General features: G+C 51.8%; 19 protein-coding genes. 7 read left to right on the top strand and 12 right to left on the bottom strand.

Annotation, left to right across the window (positions count from 1 at the left end; all coding sequences use genetic code 11):
* Nucleotides 1-125: 125 nt before the first annotated feature.
* From ACLJRH_RS03210 to osmB, 5 genes are all read left to right on the top strand, one after another.
* Nucleotides 126-2,060, top strand: a complete 1,935-nt coding sequence (locus ACLJRH_RS03210; RefSeq protein WP_000485041.1) for an exoribonuclease II — start codon at nt 126-128, stop codon at nt 2,058-2,060.
* A 261-nt stretch (nt 2,061-2,321) separates the two neighbouring features.
* Complete coding sequence (gene pdeR / locus ACLJRH_RS03205) at nt 2,322-4,304, top strand: cyclic di-GMP phosphodiesterase (RefSeq protein WP_000977609.1); 1,983 nt, start codon at nt 2,322-2,324, stop codon at nt 4,302-4,304.
* Nucleotides 4,305-4,425: 121 nt separating this feature from the next.
* The gene (locus ACLJRH_RS03200) at nt 4,426-4,605 is read left to right on the top strand and encodes a hypothetical protein (protein ID WP_001279854.1); all 180 of its coding nucleotides are present in this window, start codon (nt 4,426-4,428) and stop codon (nt 4,603-4,605) included.
* Between the two features lie 86 nt (nt 4,606-4,691).
* On the top strand, nt 4,692-5,444 hold the full coding sequence (locus tag ACLJRH_RS03195; RefSeq protein WP_001088594.1) for a DNA-binding transcriptional regulator YciT: 753 nt from the start codon (nt 4,692-4,694) through the stop codon (nt 5,442-5,444).
* A 258-nt stretch (nt 5,445-5,702) separates the two neighbouring features.
* The gene (osmB, locus tag ACLJRH_RS03190; RefSeq protein ID WP_000481166.1) at nt 5,703-5,921 is read left to right on the top strand and encodes an osmotically-inducible lipoprotein OsmB; all 219 of its coding nucleotides are present in this window, start codon (nt 5,703-5,705) and stop codon (nt 5,919-5,921) included.
* Between the two features lie 119 nt (nt 5,922-6,040).
* Here osmB and yciH read toward each other — a convergent pair whose 3' ends face one another.
* The 5 genes from yciH to pgpB all read right to left on the bottom strand — a co-directional run bounded on the left by yciH (nt 6,041) and on the right by pgpB (nt 9,693).
* Entirely contained in the window at nt 6,041-6,367 is a 327-nt protein-coding gene (gene yciH / locus ACLJRH_RS03185) for a stress response translation initiation inhibitor YciH (protein ID WP_001285199.1), read from the bottom strand.
* The gene (pyrF, locus tag ACLJRH_RS03180) at nt 6,367-7,104 is read right to left on the bottom strand and encodes an orotidine-5'-phosphate decarboxylase (RefSeq protein WP_001537903.1); all 738 of its coding nucleotides are present in this window, start codon (nt 7,102-7,104) and stop codon (nt 6,367-6,369) included. The genes yciH and pyrF overlap by 1 nt, the downstream gene beginning before the upstream one ends.
* 190 nt (nt 7,105-7,294) lie before the next feature.
* Nucleotides 7,295-8,464 carry a lipopolysaccharide assembly protein LapB gene (gene lapB / locus ACLJRH_RS03175; protein ID WP_000891378.1) on the bottom strand — a complete coding sequence of 390 codons (1,170 nt, stop codon included), beginning with the start codon at nt 8,462-8,464 and terminating at the stop codon, nt 7,295-7,297.
* A gap of 6 nt (nt 8,465-8,470) precedes the next feature.
* A complete protein-coding gene (locus tag ACLJRH_RS03170; protein ID WP_000876301.1) occupies nt 8,471-8,779 on the bottom strand; it encodes a LapA family protein in 309 nt (102 codons plus the stop codon).
* 149 nt (nt 8,780-8,928) lie between these two features.
* The gene (gene pgpB / locus ACLJRH_RS03165) at nt 8,929-9,693 is read right to left on the bottom strand and encodes a phosphatidylglycerophosphatase B (RefSeq protein ID WP_000948651.1); all 765 of its coding nucleotides are present in this window, start codon (nt 9,691-9,693) and stop codon (nt 8,929-8,931) included.
* A gap of 195 nt (nt 9,694-9,888) precedes the next feature.
* On the opposite strand from pgpB, the gene ribA reads away from it, so the two are divergent.
* Entirely contained in the window at nt 9,889-10,479 is a 591-nt protein-coding gene (gene ribA, locus ACLJRH_RS03160) for a GTP cyclohydrolase II (RefSeq protein WP_001176284.1), read from the top strand.
* Nucleotides 10,480-10,534: 55 nt separating this feature from the next.
* On the opposite strand, the gene acnA is transcribed toward ribA, so the two are convergent.
* The 6 genes from acnA to topA all read right to left on the bottom strand — a co-directional run bounded on the left by acnA (nt 10,535) and on the right by topA (nt 18,162).
* On the bottom strand, nt 10,535-13,210 hold the full coding sequence (gene acnA / locus ACLJRH_RS03155; protein WP_000099470.1) for an aconitate hydratase AcnA: 2,676 nt from the start codon (nt 13,208-13,210) through the stop codon (nt 10,535-10,537).
* Between the two features lie 182 nt (nt 13,211-13,392).
* Nucleotides 13,393-13,485, bottom strand: a complete 93-nt coding sequence (ymiC, locus tag ACLJRH_RS03150) for a small membrane protein YmiC (RefSeq protein ID WP_223148964.1) — start codon at nt 13,483-13,485, stop codon at nt 13,393-13,395.
* Between the two features lie 109 nt (nt 13,486-13,594).
* Nucleotides 13,595-13,765 (bottom strand): hypothetical protein, encoded by a 171-nt coding sequence (locus ACLJRH_RS03145; protein ID WP_000029025.1) that lies wholly within the window; start codon nt 13,763-13,765, stop codon nt 13,595-13,597.
* Nucleotides 13,766-13,906 carry a YmiA family putative membrane protein gene (locus ACLJRH_RS03140; protein ID WP_213083417.1) on the bottom strand — a complete coding sequence of 47 codons (141 nt, stop codon included), beginning with the start codon at nt 13,904-13,906 and terminating at the stop codon, nt 13,766-13,768.
* Nucleotides 13,907-14,186: 280 nt separating this feature from the next.
* A complete protein-coding gene (gene cysB, locus ACLJRH_RS03135; protein WP_000776232.1) occupies nt 14,187-15,161 on the bottom strand; it encodes an HTH-type transcriptional regulator CysB in 975 nt (324 codons plus the stop codon).
* Nucleotides 15,162-15,564: 403 nt separating this feature from the next.
* A complete protein-coding gene (gene topA / locus ACLJRH_RS03130) occupies nt 15,565-18,162 on the bottom strand; it encodes a type I DNA topoisomerase (RefSeq protein WP_000513597.1) in 2,598 nt (865 codons plus the stop codon).
* Nucleotides 18,163-18,564: 402 nt separating this feature from the next.
* Between topA and ACLJRH_RS03125 the strand changes: the two genes are divergently transcribed.
* Nucleotides 18,565-18,816 carry a YciN family protein gene (locus ACLJRH_RS03125; protein ID WP_000548616.1) on the top strand — a complete coding sequence of 84 codons (252 nt, stop codon included), beginning with the start codon at nt 18,565-18,567 and terminating at the stop codon, nt 18,814-18,816.
* Between the two features lie 41 nt (nt 18,817-18,857).
* Here ACLJRH_RS03125 and sohB read toward each other — a convergent pair whose 3' ends face one another.
* Entirely contained in the window at nt 18,858-19,904 is a 1,047-nt protein-coding gene (gene sohB, locus ACLJRH_RS03120; RefSeq protein WP_000422082.1) for a protease SohB, read from the bottom strand.
* Nucleotides 19,905-19,919 lie beyond the last annotated feature (15 nt).

Genomic DNA, 19,919 nt, shown 5'->3' with positions numbered 1-19,919 from the left:
AAATCGTTTAAAAATCGCGTTGGGCGAAACCTATTAACTCATCCATTACAGAAAGAGCGCTTGCTGCGCCAGGCAGAATCGCGTAAAACTGTCAGCCGCTCTTTTGGCTACGAAAATAGACGAATATGTTTCAGGACAACCCGCTGCTAGCGCAGCTTAAACAGCAACTGCATTCCCAGACGCCGCGCGCTGAAGGGGTCGTAAAAGCCACGGAAAAAGGCTTTGGCTTCCTTGAAGTTGACGCGCAAAAAAGCTATTTCATTCCTCCGCCGCAGATGAAAAAAGTGATGCATGGCGATCGTATCGTCGCGGTCATCCACACGGAAAAAGAACGGGAGTCTGCCGAGCCGGAAGAACTGATCGAACCGTTCCTGACGCGCTTTGTGGGAAAAGTTCAGGGTAAAAATGACCGCCTGTCCATCGTGCCGGATCATCCGTTGCTGAAAGACGCGATTCCCTGCCGCGCCGCGCGCGGCGTTCAGCATGAGTTCAAAGAAGGTGACTGGGCGGTTGCTGAAATGCGCCGCCATCCGCTTAAAGGCGACCGTTCGTTTTACGCCGATTTAACGCAGTACATCACCTTTGCCGACGATCACTTTGTTCCCTGGTGGGTTACGCTTGCCCGCCACAACCTGGAAAAAGAAGCGCCGAACGGCGTAGCGACGGAGATGCTGGACGAAGGGCTGGAGCGCCAGGATCTGACCGCGCTGAATTTCGTCACTATCGATAGCGCCAGCACTGAAGATATGGATGACGCGCTTTATGCTGAGGAATTAGCGGACGGCAGACTCCAGCTTACGGTGGCTATCGCCGATCCTACCGCCTGGATTGCCGAAGGCAGTAAGCTGGATAACGCCGCGAAAATTCGCGCCTTCACCAACTACCTGCCGGGCTTCAATATTCCTATGCTGCCGCGTGAGCTGTCTGACGATCTGTGCTCACTGCGCGCCAACGAAGTGCGTCCGGCGCTCGCCTGTCGCATGATAATCGCCGCAGACGGCACCATTGACGATGATATCGCCTTTTTTGCGGCCACGATCGAATCGAAGGCCAAGCTGGCGTACGACAATGTCTCCGACTGGCTGGAAAATAATGGCACCTGGCAGCCGGATAACGAAGGCATTGCCCAGCAAATTCGTCTGTTGCACCGTATTTGTTTAAGCCGCAGTGAGTGGCGTCATCATCATGCGTTAGTCTTTAAAGACCGCCCGGATTACCGCTTTGTGCTTGGCGAAAAAGGCGAAGTATTGGATATTGTGGCGGAACCGCGCCGTATCGCTAACCGTATCGTAGAAGAGTCGATGATCGCCGCTAACCTTTGCGCCGCGCGCGTACTGCGCGATAAGCTCGGTTTCGGTATTTACAACGTACATACGGGCTTCGATCCCGCGAATGCCGACGCGCTGGCCGCACTGCTTAAAACGCATGGTCTGCATGTCGATGCCGAAGAGGTGCTGACGCTGGAAGGCTTCTGTAAACTGCGTCGCGAACTGGATGCGCAACCCTCCGGTTTCCTTGACAGCCGCATTCGTCGCTTCCAGTCTTTTGCGGAAATCAGCACCGAGCCGGGGCCGCATTTCGGTCTTGGTCTTGAGGCTTACGCCACCTGGACTTCTCCCATCCGTAAGTATGGCGATATGATTAACCATCGCCTGCTGAAAGCGGTCATCAAGGGGGAAGCTATTGCGCGTCCGCAGGAAGATATCACCCAGCAAATGGCGGAACGCCGTCGCCTGAACCGTATGGCGGAGCGCGATGTCGGCGACTGGTTATATGCACGCTTCCTTAACGATAAGGCGGGGACAAATACCCGTTTCGCGGCAGAAATTATTGACGTCAGCCGCGGTGGTATGCGTGTGCGACTGGTCGATAACGGCGCTATCGCCTTTATCCCTGCCCCGTTCCTGCACGCCGTTCGCGATGAACTGGTATGCAGCCAGGAAAACGGTACGGTACAGATTAAAGGTGAGACGGTTTATAAAGTGACGGATGTCATTGATGTCACTATTGCGGAAGTTCGCATGGAAACCCGCAGCATTATTGCCCGACCGGCAGCGTAACCACGCTTAGCTCGCTCAACGGCCTTTGCTGAGAAGGCAAAGGCCGTTTCTTTTCTTCTTCTCCCTTCCGTCATGCTCTGCGTTTAATCTTATTCAAGCACCCCATTTCTTGTTATTTTTAGCTGGCGACTATGCTTTTTCCAGAATCTGGATTACATATGAATACATAGATAAAACAATACGTTCAGCCATAATTACCCTTATTTATAACATGGCTAACCTTTCTTTTCGGGCACCTGGCGCTTAAATGGGATGGTATGCATGATGAAACAGATTCAGGAACAAACGGCGCTAAGTCCCCTTCACTCTCACTGGCGTCTGGCTGATAACCGCAACGTGCTGTATCTCTCCCCGACAGGTGAAACGGATACAGAAAAAACGGTCGAGCTATCGCCGGAGCAAGCCGGGCGTATCCGGGAAATAACGGCGATTACGTCCAGTCTGCTGATAACGTTGTTGATAGAAAAACAGGTTACCGTAGTACACCTGGTAGGCCGTAAGATTAATAACCGTGAATGGGCTGGCAGCCTGGCAACCTGGCCTGATACGCCTGCCGTCGCGCCAACGCAGGCGCAGGAGCTCTCTTTTGCCGAACAAATCGTATCAGAAGCCAACTCAGTCATTGCGATACTGGATAGTCAGGGAAAAATCTGTCGATTTAATCAGTCATGCGAAGAGTACACGGGCTTAAAAGAGCGAGATGTAATTGGTCAAAGCGTCTTTAAATTATTTATGAGTCGCCGGGAGGCGGTTGCCTCCCGGCACTACATTGAGAATTTTTTTCGCAATGGCAATGCCTATGAAATCGAACGCTGGATAAAGACCCGTAAAGGCCAACGCCTGTTCTTATTTCGTAATAAATTCGTCCATAACGGCAGCGGAAAAAACGAAATTTTCCTGATCTGCGCAGGCACGGATATCACCGAAGAAAGGCGGGCTCAGGAGCGTTTACGCATACTGGCGAATACAGACACCGTCACCGGCCTGCCCAATCGCAATGCTATTCATGAATTTATTAATCATGCTATTGCCTCGGCTGGGGAGTCGCAGGTGGGTATCGTTTATCTCGATCTGGATAATTTCAAGAAAATTAATGACGCCTATGGGCATATGTTTGGCGATCAGCTCCTACAGGCCGTTTCGCTGGCGCTGTTGAGTTGTCTGGAGGAAGATCAATTGCTGGCCAGACTGGGGGGAGATGAATTCATTGTCCTCGCTGCCCATACGTCTCAGGCCGCGCTGGAAGCAGTAGCCTCACGAATTCTTACCCGTCTGCGGCAACCGTTTCGTATTGGACTCATTGAAGTTTACACGGGATGCGCCATTGGCATTTCGTTGGCCCCCCGGCACGGACAGGACAGCGAAAGTCTCATTCGCACTGCCGACACCGCAATGTATAACGCCAAAGAAGGCGGCCGCGGTCAGTTCTGCGTTTTTTCGCCGGAAATGAATCAGCGCGTATTTGACTATCACTGGCTGGATACAAACCTGCGAAAAGCGCTGGAAAACGACCAGTTACTTATTCACTATCAGCCCAAAATTACCTGGCGCGGCGAAGTACGTAGCCTGGAAGCGCTGGTACGCTGGCAATCGCCGGAACGCGGATTAATTCCGCCGCTGGAGTTCATCTCATACGCCGAAGAGTCAGGACTCATCGTCCCGCTGGGCCGCTGGGTGATTCTGGATGTGGTTCGCCAGATTGCGAAATGGCGCGATAAAGGGATTAACTTGCGCGTAGCCGTTAACTTTTCGGCGCGACAACTGGCCGACCAGACGCTTTTTACTGCGCTTAAACAGGCTTTGTACGATCTGAATTTTGAGTATTGCCCGATCGATGTCGAGCTAACGGAAAGCTGCCTGATCGAAAACGACACGCTGGCGCTATCGGTTATCCAGCAATTTAGTCAGCTCGGCGCTCAGATCCATCTGGATGATTTTGGCACCGGGTATTCTTCGCTTTCTCAACTCGCCCGGTTCCCTATTGATGCCGTTAAACTGGATCAGGCTTTCGTCAGAGATATCCATAAGCAACCGCTGTCGCAATCTCTGGTTAGGGCGATTGTCGCGGTGGCTCAGGCGCTAAATTTACAAGTGATTGCCGAAGGTGTAGAAAATGCTAAAGAAGATGCCTTCCTGACAAAAAACGGCGTCAATGAACGACAGGGTTTTTTATTCGCCAAACCTATGCCCGCCGTTTCTTTTGAACGCTGGTACAAACGTTATCAGACGAAAAAAATGCGTTAATGGCGACGATAATAGGGAGAACAGCCTGTGCAGACAGGCATAGCCCTATTTTTCCCTTCTCTTTTCAGATTAATTTCTGCATCATGAATTGAAACCTTTTCTGACATTAAGGATGACAAACATGTCTGATATCGAAGCACAACGAATTGCCGCACGCATTGATACCGTGCTGGATATCCTTGTTGCTGGCGATTACCACTCGGCCATCAATAACCTTGAAATATTGAGAGCAGAGCTGTTAGATCAGGTTAAAGACGGTATCTCGCCATCCCAGGCTCCCGGGTCGCCCTGGGAAATCTGATAGCGATAATTTGTCCGGGATGGCCGTTAGCCCTTCCCGGCTCTCTAACTGTCTGTTGACTCCTCTTAACGTATAAAATTAATACTATGAACTCCCGACAACAATCAATTTTGCAAATGGTGGTTGATAAAGGCCAGATGAGCGTTGCTGAACTGGCGAAAATTACCGGCGTATCTGAAGTCACGATTCGTCAGGATCTGAATACCCTGGAAAAGCAGAGCTATTTACGCCGTGCGCACGGTTTCGCCGTTTCGCTTGAGAGCGATGACGTAGAGACTCGCATGATGACGAACTACACGCTAAAACGCCGACTGGCGGAGTTCGCCGCCTCGCTGGTCAGTCCAGGGGAATCCGTTTTTATTGAAAATGGCAGCAGCAATGCGCTATTGGCCCGGACGTTGGCGGAACAAAAAGATGTCACGATCATCACCGTGAGCAGTTATATCGCGCATCTGCTCAAAGAAACTCCTTGCGAAGTCATTCTCCTCGGTGGAATCTATCAGAAAAAAAGTGAAAGCATGGTAGGGCCGTTGACGCGACAGTTTATCCATCAAGTGCATTTCAGCAAAGCATTTATCGGTATTGATGGCTGGCAGGCTGATACCGGCTTTACCGGACGCGATATGATGCGATCGGATGTGGTTAACGCTGTTCTGGAAAAAGGCTCAGAAGCGATTGTCCTCACCGACAGCTCCAAATTTGGCTGTGTGCATCCCTATCCCCTGGGCCCGCTCTCTCGCTTCCATCGTGTCATTACGGATTCCAGAATTTCCGCCAGCGATCAAATGCAGTTAGAACATGCAGGGCTGCTAGTCAATGTTATTGGCTCATCCGTTTAAAATATTTCCCGATGGTTTGCCCTATGGCAAATCATCCTCTCTCTAAGACTTTTCTGACATCCCAATTAAGACTATTTACCTGTTGTAACGAGCGTAACGTCGTAAAATTAATATTAGCGAAATAACAGGAAGTGACTATCACCTGCGTGATATACCCCTGCGCAATCAGGTTTTACGGAAAATCTCTTAACAGGTTTTATTTTAACTATAGTTATAGTGAGCTTAATTCCGTGAATCGTTAATTCAGGAGAGAGTATTATGTTTATGACGAGCAAAAAAATGGCCGCTGCTGTGCTGGCAATCACCGTAGCAATGTCTCTGAGCGCCTGCTCAAACTGGTCCAAGCGCGATCGCAACACGGCTATTGGCGCAGGTGCGGGGGCGTTAGGCGGCGCAGTGTTAACGGACGGCAGTACATTAGGCACCCTGGGCGGCGCGGCGGTCGGCGGCGTGATTGGTCACCAGGTTGGAAAATAATCCAGACGTTTAAATATTGAACGGCTCAAAATAATACGTTTATTCTTTTCAGGTCTGGATTACAAAAATAGACAAAGTTGACTTTTACGCCACGGTAATTTACAACCGTGGCGTTTTCATTAGCCGCCAGCTAATTTTACTTTCATTCCTTTAGCTTCCAGCAATGATTTTATCAAGTCGCGTTTATCACCCTGAATTTCAATAATCCCTTCTTTTACTGCCCCGCCACAGCCGCATTTTTTCTTCAGTTCAGCCGCCAGTTTGGTTAATTCCGCATCATTCATCTCGATACCGGTAATCAAACATACGCCTTTACCCTTACGGCCACTGGTTTGACGCTGAATGCGAACGATACCATCCCCTTTGGGACGAACCGGCGCCGTTTTAGGTTCTTCAATGCGCCCCGTCTGTGTTGAATAAACCAGACGACTATTGGAATCGCTCATTATGCCTCCCGTTTCAGTGACGCGTTAATATCCTTCAGCGTTTGCGCCGGATCTACCGATTGCGTAACCGGGCGGCCAATCACCATATAGTCGACGCCGGCGGATAATGCCTGTTCGGGCGTCATAATGCGTCGCTGATCGCCTGCCTCGCTGCCTGCGGGCCGAATGCCCGGCGTCACCAGCTTAAATGCAGCGCCAAAGGCCTGTTTAAATCTGACCGCTTCCTGAGCGGAACAGACCACGCCATCCAGCCCGCATTGCTGCGTCAGGCGCGCCAGCCGCTCCGCATGTTCCGCCGGTGACAACGTCACGCCCAGATCGCGTAGATCGCTGGTTTCCATACTGGTCAACACGGTCACGGCAATGAGCAACGGCGCATCTTTACCGAATGGCGCCAGCGCGTCGCGCGCTGCGGCCATCATTCTCGCCCCGCCAGACGCGTGAACGTTTACCATCCAGACGCCCAGGTCTGCCGCTGCGGCGACTGCCCGGGCCGTGGTGTTGGGAATATCATGAAATTTTAGATCAAGAAAGACATCAAACCCACGCTGCTGGAGATCCCGAACGAGCTGTGGACCAAACAGCGTGAACATCTCTTTGCCTACTTTTAAGCGACAATCGCGAGGATCGATTTTATCGACAAACGCCAGGGCTTTATCGCGTTCATGGTAATCCAACGCCACAACGACAGGCGATTCAGTAATAGCGCAGGAAGAAGATGAAGCAGTAAACGTCATGACCAGACCTTCTTGATGATGGGCACCGGAAGTGGCGCAAATTGGATAAACGGCGTGCATTCTACCTGCGGCGCAGGGAAATTAACAGGTTCGATTGATAACCTGATAAGCCTTGCCTGCCGATGCCAGCGTCGTTTCTAGTTTTACGTCATTAAGTATGTTGTAACTAAAGTGAAGCTTTTTTTATATACTACTGCCCATCAAGTCCGCGAATAGGTTTAATGGTCGACCATGCCCGGCAGGACGGACAGTGCCAGTACAAGGTATAGGCGGTAAAACCGCATTTCTGACAACGATACCGCGGTTTACTGCGCACCTGCTCGCCAACCATATCACGCAGTACCATCAGGCTTTCTTTCGCTCGCCCTTCTTCCGCCTCATTGAGATGGTAATCCATCAGCTTATGGAACACCCGCATGGTAGGATGTCGCTGTAGCTGACGCGTGATATAGACTTGAGCTGCGTCACTACCTTCACGCGCTTCCAGAATATCGGCAAGCATTAACTCAGCGCCAGCACCGGTATTCTCCTCAACGGCGCGACGTAAAAACTCCGCCCACTCGGCATTTTTACCGAGCTGTTGATAACAGGTTTGCAGCATCTCCAGCGTTTCGCTGACCAGCTCTTTATCCTGAACGATCACACGTTGCAGGCTTTCGACCGCTTTGGCGTAATCCCCTCTCGCCATATAAACGCGCCCCATCATGATAGACACCCGGGCGCTATTTTTATCTGCGGCGGCACCTTTTTTCAGCAACGCCATCGCGCGATCCATGTCGTCGTTGCCCATCTGCTGTAACGCTAACTCACAGTAAAAGTGGGCGATTTCGATACGCTGTTTATCTTTGCCCAGTTTCACCAGCCGTTCTGCGACTTCGATCGCCTTTTGCCAGTCGCTGGTTAGCTGATAGATTTGCAAGAGCTGCTGTAACGCGCCTACGCGAAATTCCGTTTCGTCGGTAAGTTGGTTAAACATATCTTCCGCGCGGTCATATAAACCGGCGGCCATATAGTCGCGCCCCAGTTGCTGAACAGCCAGTAAACGCTGTTCATAGGTCAATGAAGCGCTTTCCATGAGCGTTTGATGAATACGAATGGCGCGATCGACTTCGCCGCGAGAGCGAAACAGATTACCGAGAGTGAGATGAGCCTCAACGGTGCCAGTATCCTCTTTAAGCATATCGAGGAACAGATCCACCGCTTTATCTTGTTGGTTACTCAGCAGGAAGTTAACCCCTGCGACATAATCGCGCGACAGGCGGTTAGCTTCATCCTGTTTTGTTTGTTGCGCACTTCTGCGACCCATATACCACCCATAGGCAGCGGCTACAGGCAACAACAGAAATAACAACTCCAACATAAATGATTATTCCTTTACAACCGACGAATCGGCAGGGACCGCAACGTCGGTTGCTGGCGAGAGCTTGTTTTCCAGTCGTTTAATTTTACGTTCAGCGCGGGCAAGGGAAACGCGGACCCGCAGCCAGAACAGGCCGCAAATCAGCCAGCCAATCGCAAAACCGACGGCGAACAGCACAGCAAGCAACGTGGAGATACGATACTCCCCTTGCGCCAGCAGGTAGTTAAACGTCACCTGTTGATCATTCTGCGCGCCCAGCGTCACCGAAATAACAAAAATCGCCAATACCAGTAAGAAAATGAGTAAATATTTCACATTACTTCCCGTTATGTGGTTTGCGCGAATAAATCGTGTCCAACTTACCGCATCCAGCCTTCTAAATTACCATTTTCCCGCCTCGCGCGAAATGGAAATGCGCCCGCCATCAGATGATTTAAGGGCAATAGTCAGAAAATCAACCGTTGTCAGCTTTCCTGCTCGCGTTCAGCAATTTCTTGCGCTTCTTCACGAGGCGGCATAAGCGGCCCGCAAATTCGCTGCGCCAGCCAGGTCGCCAGGGTAACTAATAGCCAGGAGATGAGCGTGGCGACCACTAAATCTCGCGGCCAGTGCATTCCCAGAAGTAAACGGCTGCCCATTACGCCGGTCGCCCAGACTAACAAAAACGCGATGGTGAAAGTCCGTCTGCGCGGCCATAACAGACCCACGGCCAAAAGCGCCCAGCTCGCTGCAAACATGGTGTGTCCGGAGGGAAACGCAAAGCCCGTCTCTTTTTGCCAGTGCTGACGCAGGAAAACGGGGATGTTCTGTTGCCCGGCCAACTGCTCTTTCACTAAATGTCCGCGTTCTGTACGCTTTAAAGTGTAGAACTCATCGACGGGAATATGGTGCGTTTTTTCAAGCCAGACCACAAATGGCCGCGGCTCCTGTACGCGCTCCTTTACCCATGACTTCACGCCCTGCCCGACGATAATCGCCCCGCCGAGAATCGCAAACAGCATAATGGCGGCGCGCAGGCGAAATCGCAGGCACCATAAGAACCATCCACAAAGAATCACATGCGTGATAACGCCCCAGGGTTTGGTCACGGTTTCCGTTATCCAGAATAGCGTTTTTAGCCACCAGACCTGATGTCCTGGCTGCCACTGCCAGCCTGATACCCATACGGCAAGCGGCATGATAAGCAACAGGGCGGCTCCTGCCGCGGTGCGCCTCGCAATTGAAAGCATGGATGCTCCTTTTATAAGTAAGTATCACAATCATAACTGAAAATTCTCGCCGGACTGGAAAATTGACAAATTTGTGCCATTCCTGAGCAATTACGTGGTAGTGATTAGGTGATGTCCGCCGCCTTATGGCAAAATAGCGGGATACAAGCCAACAGGCGACGACACCGCAGGCGTCAGCATAATCTGGAGAAATACATGCAGCTTAAACGTGTGGCAGAAGCCAAACTGCCAACCCCATTGGGTGACTTTCTGATGGTGGGATTTGAAGAACTGGCAACCGGACACGACCATGCCGCGCTGGTTTTTGGCGATATTTCAGGTAAAACGCCGGTACTGGCTCGCGTTCATTCCGAATGTCTTACCGGGGACGCGCTTTTTAGTCTGCGCTGTGATTGTGGTTTTCAACTGGAAGCCGCGCTGACGCATATTGCGGAAGAAGGACGCGGAATTCTGATATACCACCGTCAGGAAGGCCGCAATATTGGCCTGCTTAATAAAATTCGCGCTTATGCATTACAGGATCAAGGCTATGACACGGTGGAGGCCAATCATCAGCTCGGCTTTGCCGCCGATGAGCGTGATTTCACCCTGTGCGCGGATATGTTCAAATTACTCGGCGTGGATGAAGTTCGCCTGCTGACCAATAATCCGAAGAAAGTCGAAATACTGACCGAGGCGGGAATTAATATCGTGGAACGCGTTCCGCTCATTGTGGGTCGTAATCCAAATAATGAGCATTATCTCGATACTAAAGCCGCCAAAATGGGCCACCTGCTAAGCAAGTAAGCCACCGGTATTAAAGCGCGGGCCTGCCTGTTTACGGCAGGCCCGATAAACGGCTTTAGTTCAGCATATTTCTAATGACATAGTGCAATATGCCGTCATTCTGGTAGTAAGTCAGCTCGGTGGCGGTATCAATGCGACAGCGACAAGGTACCGTTTCTTTGCTGCCGTCCGATCTCGTTAACGTCACCGGAATGGTCGCGCCAGGGCGCAGGTTTTGCAGATCCGCGATATCAATCACCTCTTCCCCGGTCAGTCCCAGCGTTTTACGCGTTACGCCCTGTGGAAACTCCAGCGGCAGGATCCCCATCCCAATCAGGTTTGAGCGGTGGATACGTTCGAACGACTCGGCGATCACCACGCGGATACCTAACAGCCGCGGACCTTTTGCCGCCCAGTCACGGCTCGATCCCGACCCATACTCTTTCCCGGCAATCACCGCCAGCGGCGTTTTTTCCTGCTGGTAGAGCATCGCGGCATCATAAATCGACATCGCTTCCGTACCCGGCAAATGCCGCGTCATCCCACCTTCGACGCCGGGCAGCATTTCGTTGCGAATACGAATATTGGCGAACGTACCGCGCATCATCACTTCATGGTTGCCGCGTCGTGATCCATAAGAGTTAAAATCCTTCCGCTCAACGCCGTGGTTTTGCAGATAGCGTCCGGCGGGACTGTCCGGCTTGATACTGCCGGCCGGAGAAATATGGTCGGTCGTTACCGAATCCCCCAGCATCGCCAGGATACGCGCGCCGTGGATATCTTTGACTGGCGCAGGCTGGGCCTGCATTTCATCAAAGAAAGGCGACAGGCGAATATAGGTTGAATCCGACTGCCAGCCGTAGGTATCGGACGATTCAACCTGAATCGATTTCCATTCTTCCGTGCCCTCAAACACTTCCGCATACTCTTTACGGAACATATCCGATGATACCAGTTCAACGGCGCGGGCAATTTCCTGCGCCGAAGGCCAGATATCCTTCAGGTATACCGGATCGCCTTTACGATCATACCCCAGCGGGTCTGTCGCGAGGTTAATATTCATGTTTCCGGCCAGCGCATACGCGACCACCAGCGGCGGCGACGCCAGCCAGTTCGTTTTCACCAGCGGATGGATACGCCCTTCAAAATTTCGGTTACCGGAAAGCACGGCCCCTACCGTCAGATCGCCTTTTTTAATCGCGGTCTCAATAGGCTCCGGCAACGGACCGGAGTTCCCGATACAGGTCGTACAGCCATAACCGACCAGGTTAAAACCGAGTTCATCCAGATAAGGCGTAAGTTTGGCCTGCGCCAGATAGTCAGATACCACTTTTGACCCCGGCGCCAGAGAAGCCTTGACCCACGGTTGACGCTTCAACCCCAGCGTTACTGCTTTTTTCGCCAGTAATCCCGCCGCCATCAGCACGCTGGGATTCGAGGTATTCGTGCAGGAGGTGATGGCGGCAATGACGACAGCGCCATCCGGAAGCTGATATGGCTGTCCGTTCATCGTATAGTCAACCGGCTGGCGATCTCTTTGCGCGGTATTCAGCTCCAGCTCGGCGCTGGCGGCAAAGGCTTTCGGCACATCGCCTAACGCCACGCGATCCTGTGGGCGTTTCGGCCCGGCCAGGCTGGCCTCGACATCGCCCATATCCAGTTCCAGAGTACTGGTAAATACCGGTTCGTCTCCGGGATTGCGCCACATTCCCTGCGCCTTCGCGTAGGCTTCAACCAGCTCGACCAGATCGTCGCTACGCCCGCTTAATCGCATATATTCCAGGGTGATGGCGTCAATGGGGAAAAAACCACAGGTGGCGCCATATTCCGGCGACATATTAGCGATGGTCGCGCGATCCGCCAACGGCAGCGAATCCAGACCATCACCATAAAATTCAACAAACTTACCCACGACGCCATGCTTACGCAGCATTTGCGTGACGGTTAGCACCAGGTCAGTGGCGGTGATCCCCTCCCGAAGTTTACCGGTTAACTTAAAGCCGACGACATCCGGGATAAGCATCGACACGGGCTGACCAAGCATCGCCGCTTCCGCTTCGATACCGCCCACGCCCCACCCCAATACGCCCAGACCATTAATCATGGTCGTATGGGAGTCAGTCCCCACCAGCGAGTCCGGGTAAGCAATCCACTCCCCGTCCTGTAATTCGCTCCAGACGGCTTTACCCAGGTATTCCAGGTTAACCTGATGGCAAATGCCGGTTCCGGGTGGCACCACGCTGAAACGACTGAATGCTTGCTTTCCCCATTTCAGGAACATATAACGCTCATGGTTACGTTCCATTTCCAGCCGCACGTTTTCTTCAAACGCATCGTCATCGCCGAAATGATCGACCGTCACAGAGTGGTCAATAACCAGATCAACCGGCGATAACGGGTTCACTTTCGACGTATCGCCGCCGAGGCGTTTAACGGCTTCACGCATCGCCGCCAGGTCGACAACGGCAGGCACGCCGGTAAAGTCCTGCATCAGGACACGGGCGGGCCGCCAGGCAATTTCACGATCGGCATGGGCATTTTTAAGCCAACCGGCCAGCGCCTGAATATCTTCATCAGTCACAGATTCGCCGTCCTGCCAGCGCAACAGGTTTTCCAGTAACACTTTAAGTGATTTGGGCAAACGGGCGATATCGCCCAGGGATTTGGCAGCCAGCGGCAGACTGTAGTAATGATACGTTTTATCTTTGGCCTGCAATGTATCCTTACTGGCTTCTCGTAGGGTTGACGACATAGCTCCTCCTTAAATGACAGGGTTGCGTTACCCTGATTCTCCACAGGGTTGTATTAAAGATAACACAAACAAAATGTAACGTTTTGATAACAACCCAAATTGCTAAAAGAGGAGAAACCTAACAGGCGAGGAGCGAAGATGAAAAAGCCCGATAAATAGCGCATTATCGGGCTTTGACGAGATTAGACGGCAATCCAGATTAACTCGGCCCAGAACAGTAGCGATAATATAAACGCGCCAGTCCATGACCAATACTTTATATTTGACGTTAACATAGGCGACACCAACTGTGTTTAATCAATACTGAGAGGCGCTCAGCACACGGTTGCTGCGGTGTAATAAGACAGCGTTAATAAAACAGTAACGCCAATAAAAAGACGAATATTATTTTTGTGACACCTCGTCAGCAAAAGCATCAATAAATGCCCGCTGCTGCGGTGTGAGCGTCCAGTGTTGCGGAACAGACCGGAAAACGGTCGTATCCGGGGTGTTATCATCGTCACAAGATTGAATCGGGGGCGCGACCACGCGCTCGCGTTCCGACGTAATGCTCACTTAGCCCCACCAATGCCAGATAACAAGCGCTACCACTACCCAGAACAACGCAGAACCCACAAAAACCGCCAGCCATGCTTTACGTTTGAGCTCAGGGTCGCGGCGCGGTTCCTGGTTTTCAGAAGGCATTACTAACCTCATGCTATCGGTATCACTTATCATTTCAGCACCAAACAATCGGTACAATTAATCATCAGATGAGACAAATCCTAAATAAACTTTAGTCAAAAATCCAGTCAATTTACGAATCGTTGCCAGTGAATAAATCAATCTTTTGACTCAAGATAACTATTTGGAAAAAGAAACTGGCGGGACGGGTAATTCAACACTATTTTGCTGATCATTACCCGTAATACTTTGAGGGATATTGCAAAAAGCGGCTTTGTCTGCCATGCCACTACGACACAAACCGACGGTGCTATTACTTTTCAGGCAGCTTTATATCCTGAAACATCGCTTCAATTTCTTCATTAGAACGCAACGCCACCGCCGTATCCACCACATCACGCGTCAGATGCGGCGCAAAACGCTGGATAAAATCGTACATATAGCTGCGTAAAAAAGTACTACGGCGAAAACCAATTTTTGTGGTGCTGTGGCTAAAAATATCGTGCGCGTCAATCCGCACTAAATCAGGATCGGCAAGCGGATCGACCGCCATGCTGGCAATGACGCCAACGCCCAGCCCCAACCTGACATACGTTTTAATCACATCCGCATCGGTTGCTGTAAAGACGATCCGCGGCGTTAACCCTGCGCGATTAAAAGCGGTATCCAGTTCGGAACGCCCGGTAAAGCCGAAGGTATACGTCACCAGCGGATACTTCGCCAGCGCTTCAATCGTTACGGAAGACGTTGCCGCCAATGGATGATCCGGCGTCACCACTATCGAACGGTTCCAGTGATAGCATGGCAACATCACCAGATCGTCATATAAATGCAGCGCTTCTGTGGCAATCGCGAAATCGGCGTTCCCTTTCGATACCGCTTCCGCAATCTGCGTTGGCGACCCCTGGTGCATATGCAGCGAAACGCGCGGATAACGCTCGATGAAGCCTTTAATCACGCCTGGCAATGCGTAACGCGCCTGAGTATGGGTAGTGGCAATATAGAGCGAGCCTTTATCCGGCCAGGTGTGCTCGCCGGCGACCGACTTAATGGCATCGACTTTGGAAAGCACCTCACGCGCAATACGAATAATCTCCTGTCCTGCGGGCGTCACCTGAGTCAGATGCTTACCGCTGCGGGCGAAAATCTGGATGCCAAGCTCATCTTCCAGCATCCTAACCTGCTTGCTGATCCCCGGCTGGGAAGTATACAACCCCTCAGCGGTAGAGGAGACGTTAAGGTTATGATTAACCACTTCAACAATGTAACGAAGCTGCTGCAATTTCATAATACATCATCCAGATTAGCGCCATCAGGCCATCGTTTATCTGCAGACTTAATCGGGCTGCTAATACGATTTAATAATAAAAAAGGTGTTAACTATAACCACTATATCATTTATATCTGAACTGTATAGCCAGCGCGATAAAATAATAAGGCCGCTATACCCAAAATAATTCGAGTGCTTAAAGGCGGCAAGAGAGTGAGTCCCCAGGAGCATAAGGTGACTGGGATGAGCGACAAATCTGCCGGGAGCAGATTTGAACGTCGCGTGCGACGGCCCGTCAGGACGAGGCCCATGGATGGGCCGAGTAATCCGTAGCCAACACATAAGCCACTTTAAATATGAAGGGTATATAAAAAAGGGCCGCTTACGCGGCCCGCTTGACTATAGTGACGACAGGCAGGGGTTATTTCTTGCCTTCAACCCACTTGCCGTCGACGAAGAACGCTGACCATCCCGTCGCCTTCCCGTCTTTTTCCGCCGCAACGTACTGCTGTTTTGTTTTGCGGCTAAAGCGAACAACGGTTTTATTGCCTTCCGGATCCTGCTGCGGCGCATCCGCCAGATAACGCAGTTTTTCCGGCAGGCGATCGCGGAACCGGTATAGCTCCTCGACTAATGGCGCGCGCGTTTCGCGTGATTTCGGGAACGTATTGGCCGCCAGGAATATCCCTGCGGCACCATCGCGCAGCACAAAGTACGCGTCCGATTTTTCACACGGCAGTTCCGGCAATGGAACAGGATCTTCCTTCGGCGGCGCAACTTCGCCGTTACGCAAGATCTTACGGGTATTTTTACATTCGTCGTTAGTACAGGCCATGTACTTACCAAAACGCCCCATTTTCAGGTGCATTTCGGAACCACATTTCTCACACTCAACGATCGGGCCGTCATACCCTTTGATGCGGAACTCGCCTTCTTCAATCTCGTAGCCGTCACAGGTCGGGTTATTACCACACACATGCAATTTACGCTTCGGATCGATCAGATAGCTGTCCATCGCCGTACCGCACTTCTGACAGCGACGTTTGGCGCGCAGGGCGTTGGTTTCGGCGTCGTCGCCTTCCAGCACGTTCAGAACTTCATTTTCCGGCACCAGGTTAATGGTCGTTTTACAACGCTCTTTCGGCGAAAGCGCATAACCTGAACATCCAAGGAAAACCCCCGTACTGGCAGTACGAATTCCCATTTTACGGCCACAGGTTGGACAGTCGATGCTGGTCAGCACCATCTGGTTAGGACGCATCCCCCCTTCTTCCGGATCTTTCTCGGCTTTATCGAGCTGCTGAGTAAAATCGCTGAAGAAGTTATCCAGTACCGCTTTCCACTCGGCCTGGTGATTTGCAACCTGATCCAGACTATCTTCCATCTGCGCGGTAAAATCGTAGTTCATCAATTCGCGGAAGTTTTCTTCCAGCCGATCGGTGACGATTTCACCCATTTTTTCCGCATAGAAACGACGGTTTTCAACGCGAACATAGCCGCGATCCTGAATGGTCGAGATAATCGACGCATAGGTAGACGGACGACCAATACCGCGCTTCTCAAGCTCTTTAACCAGAGAAGCCTCGCTAAACCGGGCTGGCGGTTTAGTAAAGTGCTGAGCAGGCGTCAATTCAAGTAGCGTCAGCGCATCGCCCTTATTCACGGCAGGCAATGTGCGATCTTCATCGCCTTTACGCAGCGCCGGCATCACTTTTGTCCAGCCGTCAAAGCGCAAAATACGCCCACGCGCTTTCAGGCGGAACTCGCCTGCGCCAACGGTAAGCGTAGTAGAGTCATATTGTGCTGGCGTCATCTGACAGGCGACAAACTGACGCCAAATTAGTTGATACAACTTCTGCGCGTCAGCCTCCATGTCTTTCAGCGACTCCGCCATGACAGCAACGTCGGAAGGACGGATCGCTTCGTGCGCTTCCTGAGAGTTTTCTTTGCTGGCGTACTGGTTCGGGTTATCCGGCAGGTATTTCTTGCCGAAATTATCGCCAATATAACCGCGCACCATGTTGACCGCATCCTGACTCAGGTTGGTGGAGTCTGTACGCATATAGGTGATGTAGCCCGCCTCATACAGACGCTGCGCCATCATCATGGTTTTCTTCACGCCAAAGCCCAGCCGGGTGCTGGCCGCCTGCTGTAGCGTGGAGGTGATAAACGGCGCGCCTGGCTTGCTGCTGGTCGGCTTGTCTTCTCGCTCCAGCACGCTATAGCTGGCTTTTTCCAGCAAGCTGACGGCGGCAAGCGTCTGCTCGCGATTTACCGGCCGGAATGGCTTGTCGTTCTGATGCGTGACCTGTAGCGGTAGCGCCTCGCCAGACGGCGTCGTCGTATTAGCGTCAATTTCCCAGAACTCTTCCGGAACAAACGCTTTAATCTCGCGCTCGCGCTCAACGACCAGACGGACCGCGACAGACTGAACGCGACCTGCCGACAAACCACGGGCGATCTTTTTCCACAGCAGCGGCGAGACCATATAGCCTACCACGCGGTCCATAAAGCGGCGCGCTTGCTGGGCGTTGACCCTGTTAATGTTCAGCTCGCCCGGCTGTTCAAACGCCTGGCGAATGGCATTTTTGGTTATTTCGTTAAAGACTACGCGACTGTAGCGCGCGTCATCGCCGCCGATCACTTCCCGCAGGTGCCATGCAATGGCTTCCCCTTCGCGGTCAAGGTCGGTTGCGAGATAGATGTGGTCGGCTTTTTCCGCCAACTGTTTCAGTTCAGAGACGACCTTCTCTTTACCGGGCAGCACTTCATAGTGCGCATCCCAGTTGTGCCACGGATCAACCCCCATACGGTTGACGAGAGCGCCACGTTCATCCTTTTTGGGCTTTTTAGCCGTTTTGGTGGAGGTAGAGTCGGCGCTCTTTTTAGCTGCTGAGCCACTGGTCGGCAAATCACGGATATGACCCACGCTGGATTTCACCACGTAGTCATTACCCAGATACTTGTTGATCGTTTTGGCTTTTGCCGGGGACTCAACGATGACAAGAGCTTTACCCATATTCACCTTTACCTAAGTTGATTCTTCCAGGAATGCGTCGCACGTTGATTCACCTTCCACTGGCGACGAGACAACGATATATGGTCTCTGCGTCTGCGGATATCAACCCCTTGTACTGGCTTTGTGTACGAAATGTAACCCTCAGGTGACTGAGTTAACAGGCTTTTTTGCACACACGCGCTATAGCACGACGGAATTTTGGTCGAATGTCAAGCAATTCTGTTGCCAGATTGACGAAAGCGTCACACTGTACCTGATAAAATTCGATACGCAACTTTATTAGCATGCAAAAACAAATCTTGCCAGTGAACGCAACATGACAAATCCATCAATTTCCTGTGAGAATATTTGCCCATCAGAAGTGCTCAGCGTAGACTAATCTCCTTGTTTAAGGAGTAAAAAATGCATAAAGAGACGCAACCTATCGATCGCGAAACACTGTTGCTTGAAGCCAACAAAATTATTCGGGAACATGAAGACACGATGGCAGGTATTGTCGCCACCGGCGTAACGCAGAGAAATGGCGTGCTGGTTTTCAGCGGCGATTACTTTTTAGACGAGCAAGGGTTACCGACCCCTAAAAGCACCGCGGTGTTTAACATGTTTAAACACCTGGCGCATGTGCTGTCTGAGAAGTATCACCTGGTTGATTAATCCATGCCGGATGGCACTGAATGCCATCCGGCAATAGCGGTTTACATCAACGGCTTTTGTCCACGCTGCCACCAGCGCAGCAGCAGCCGATCCGCGCTTTCCGCCGCGCTGCCGGTAACACGATCGATCAGTTTTTTACGCTGCATATAGCGCACATTCAGTACCTCGCGCCCTTCCATCAGGCCGAGAATAACCTCATCGCTGGTGTTAATCTCATCAACCAGCCCCTTCTCCAGCGCCTGCTGACCGTACCAGTGTTCGCCCGTGGCGACCTGTTCAATGTCCAGAGCCGGACGCATCCGTTGCACAAACTCTTTGAACAGATGGTGCGTTTCGTTGAGATCTTCACGAAACTTCTGCCGCCCTTCTTCCGTATTCTCGCCTAACAATGTCAGGGTACGTTTGTACTGCCCTGCGGTATGCAGTTCAATATCAATGTCTTTACTTTTGAGAAAGCGGTTAAAGTTCGGAATTTGCGCGACAACACCAATTGACCCCACAATAGCGAACGGCGCCGCAATAATTTTTTCCGCCACGCAGGCCATCATGTAGCCTCCGCTTGCCGCGACTTTATCCACCGTCACGGTCAGCGGAATATTTTTATCGCGCAGGCGCTGCAATTGCGATGCCGCCAGGCCATAGCCATGCACAACGCCGCCGGGGCTTTCCAGACGCACAACCGCCCGATCGCCGGGTTTCGCCACTGCCAGCACCGCCGTGACCTCTTCGCGTAACGCATTAACTTCGTGAGCGTCCATACTGCCTTTGAAATCTATCACCCATACGCGCGGTTTGTCCGATGTCGCAATGTCCCCCAGCTTCGCTTTCGCTTTGGCGGCTTTCGCCTCCTGCTTATGCTTTTTTTTCTGCGCTTTATGCCACAGTTTTTGCTGATGGCCATCCATCAACGCCGCAGCAAGGTCATCCTTCATCTCCTGATACTGCTCGCTCAAATTGGTCACGCGCAGCTCGCCGCGCTGACGTTTGCGTTGCGTAGCATTCACGATCAGCAACACAATGACGGCAATGGCCACCACAACAGTGACGATTTTTGCCAAAAATAAGCCATATTCAGACAACAATTCCACGACTCCCACCTTGAT

The organism is Salmonella sp. SAL04162 (genome assembly GCF_046551535.1).
Lineage (GTDB): Bacteria > Pseudomonadota > Gammaproteobacteria > Enterobacterales > Enterobacteriaceae > Salmonella > Salmonella enterica.
Note: the sequence above shows the minus strand (reverse complement) of the source record. Positions and strands in the feature narration are given on the sequence as shown.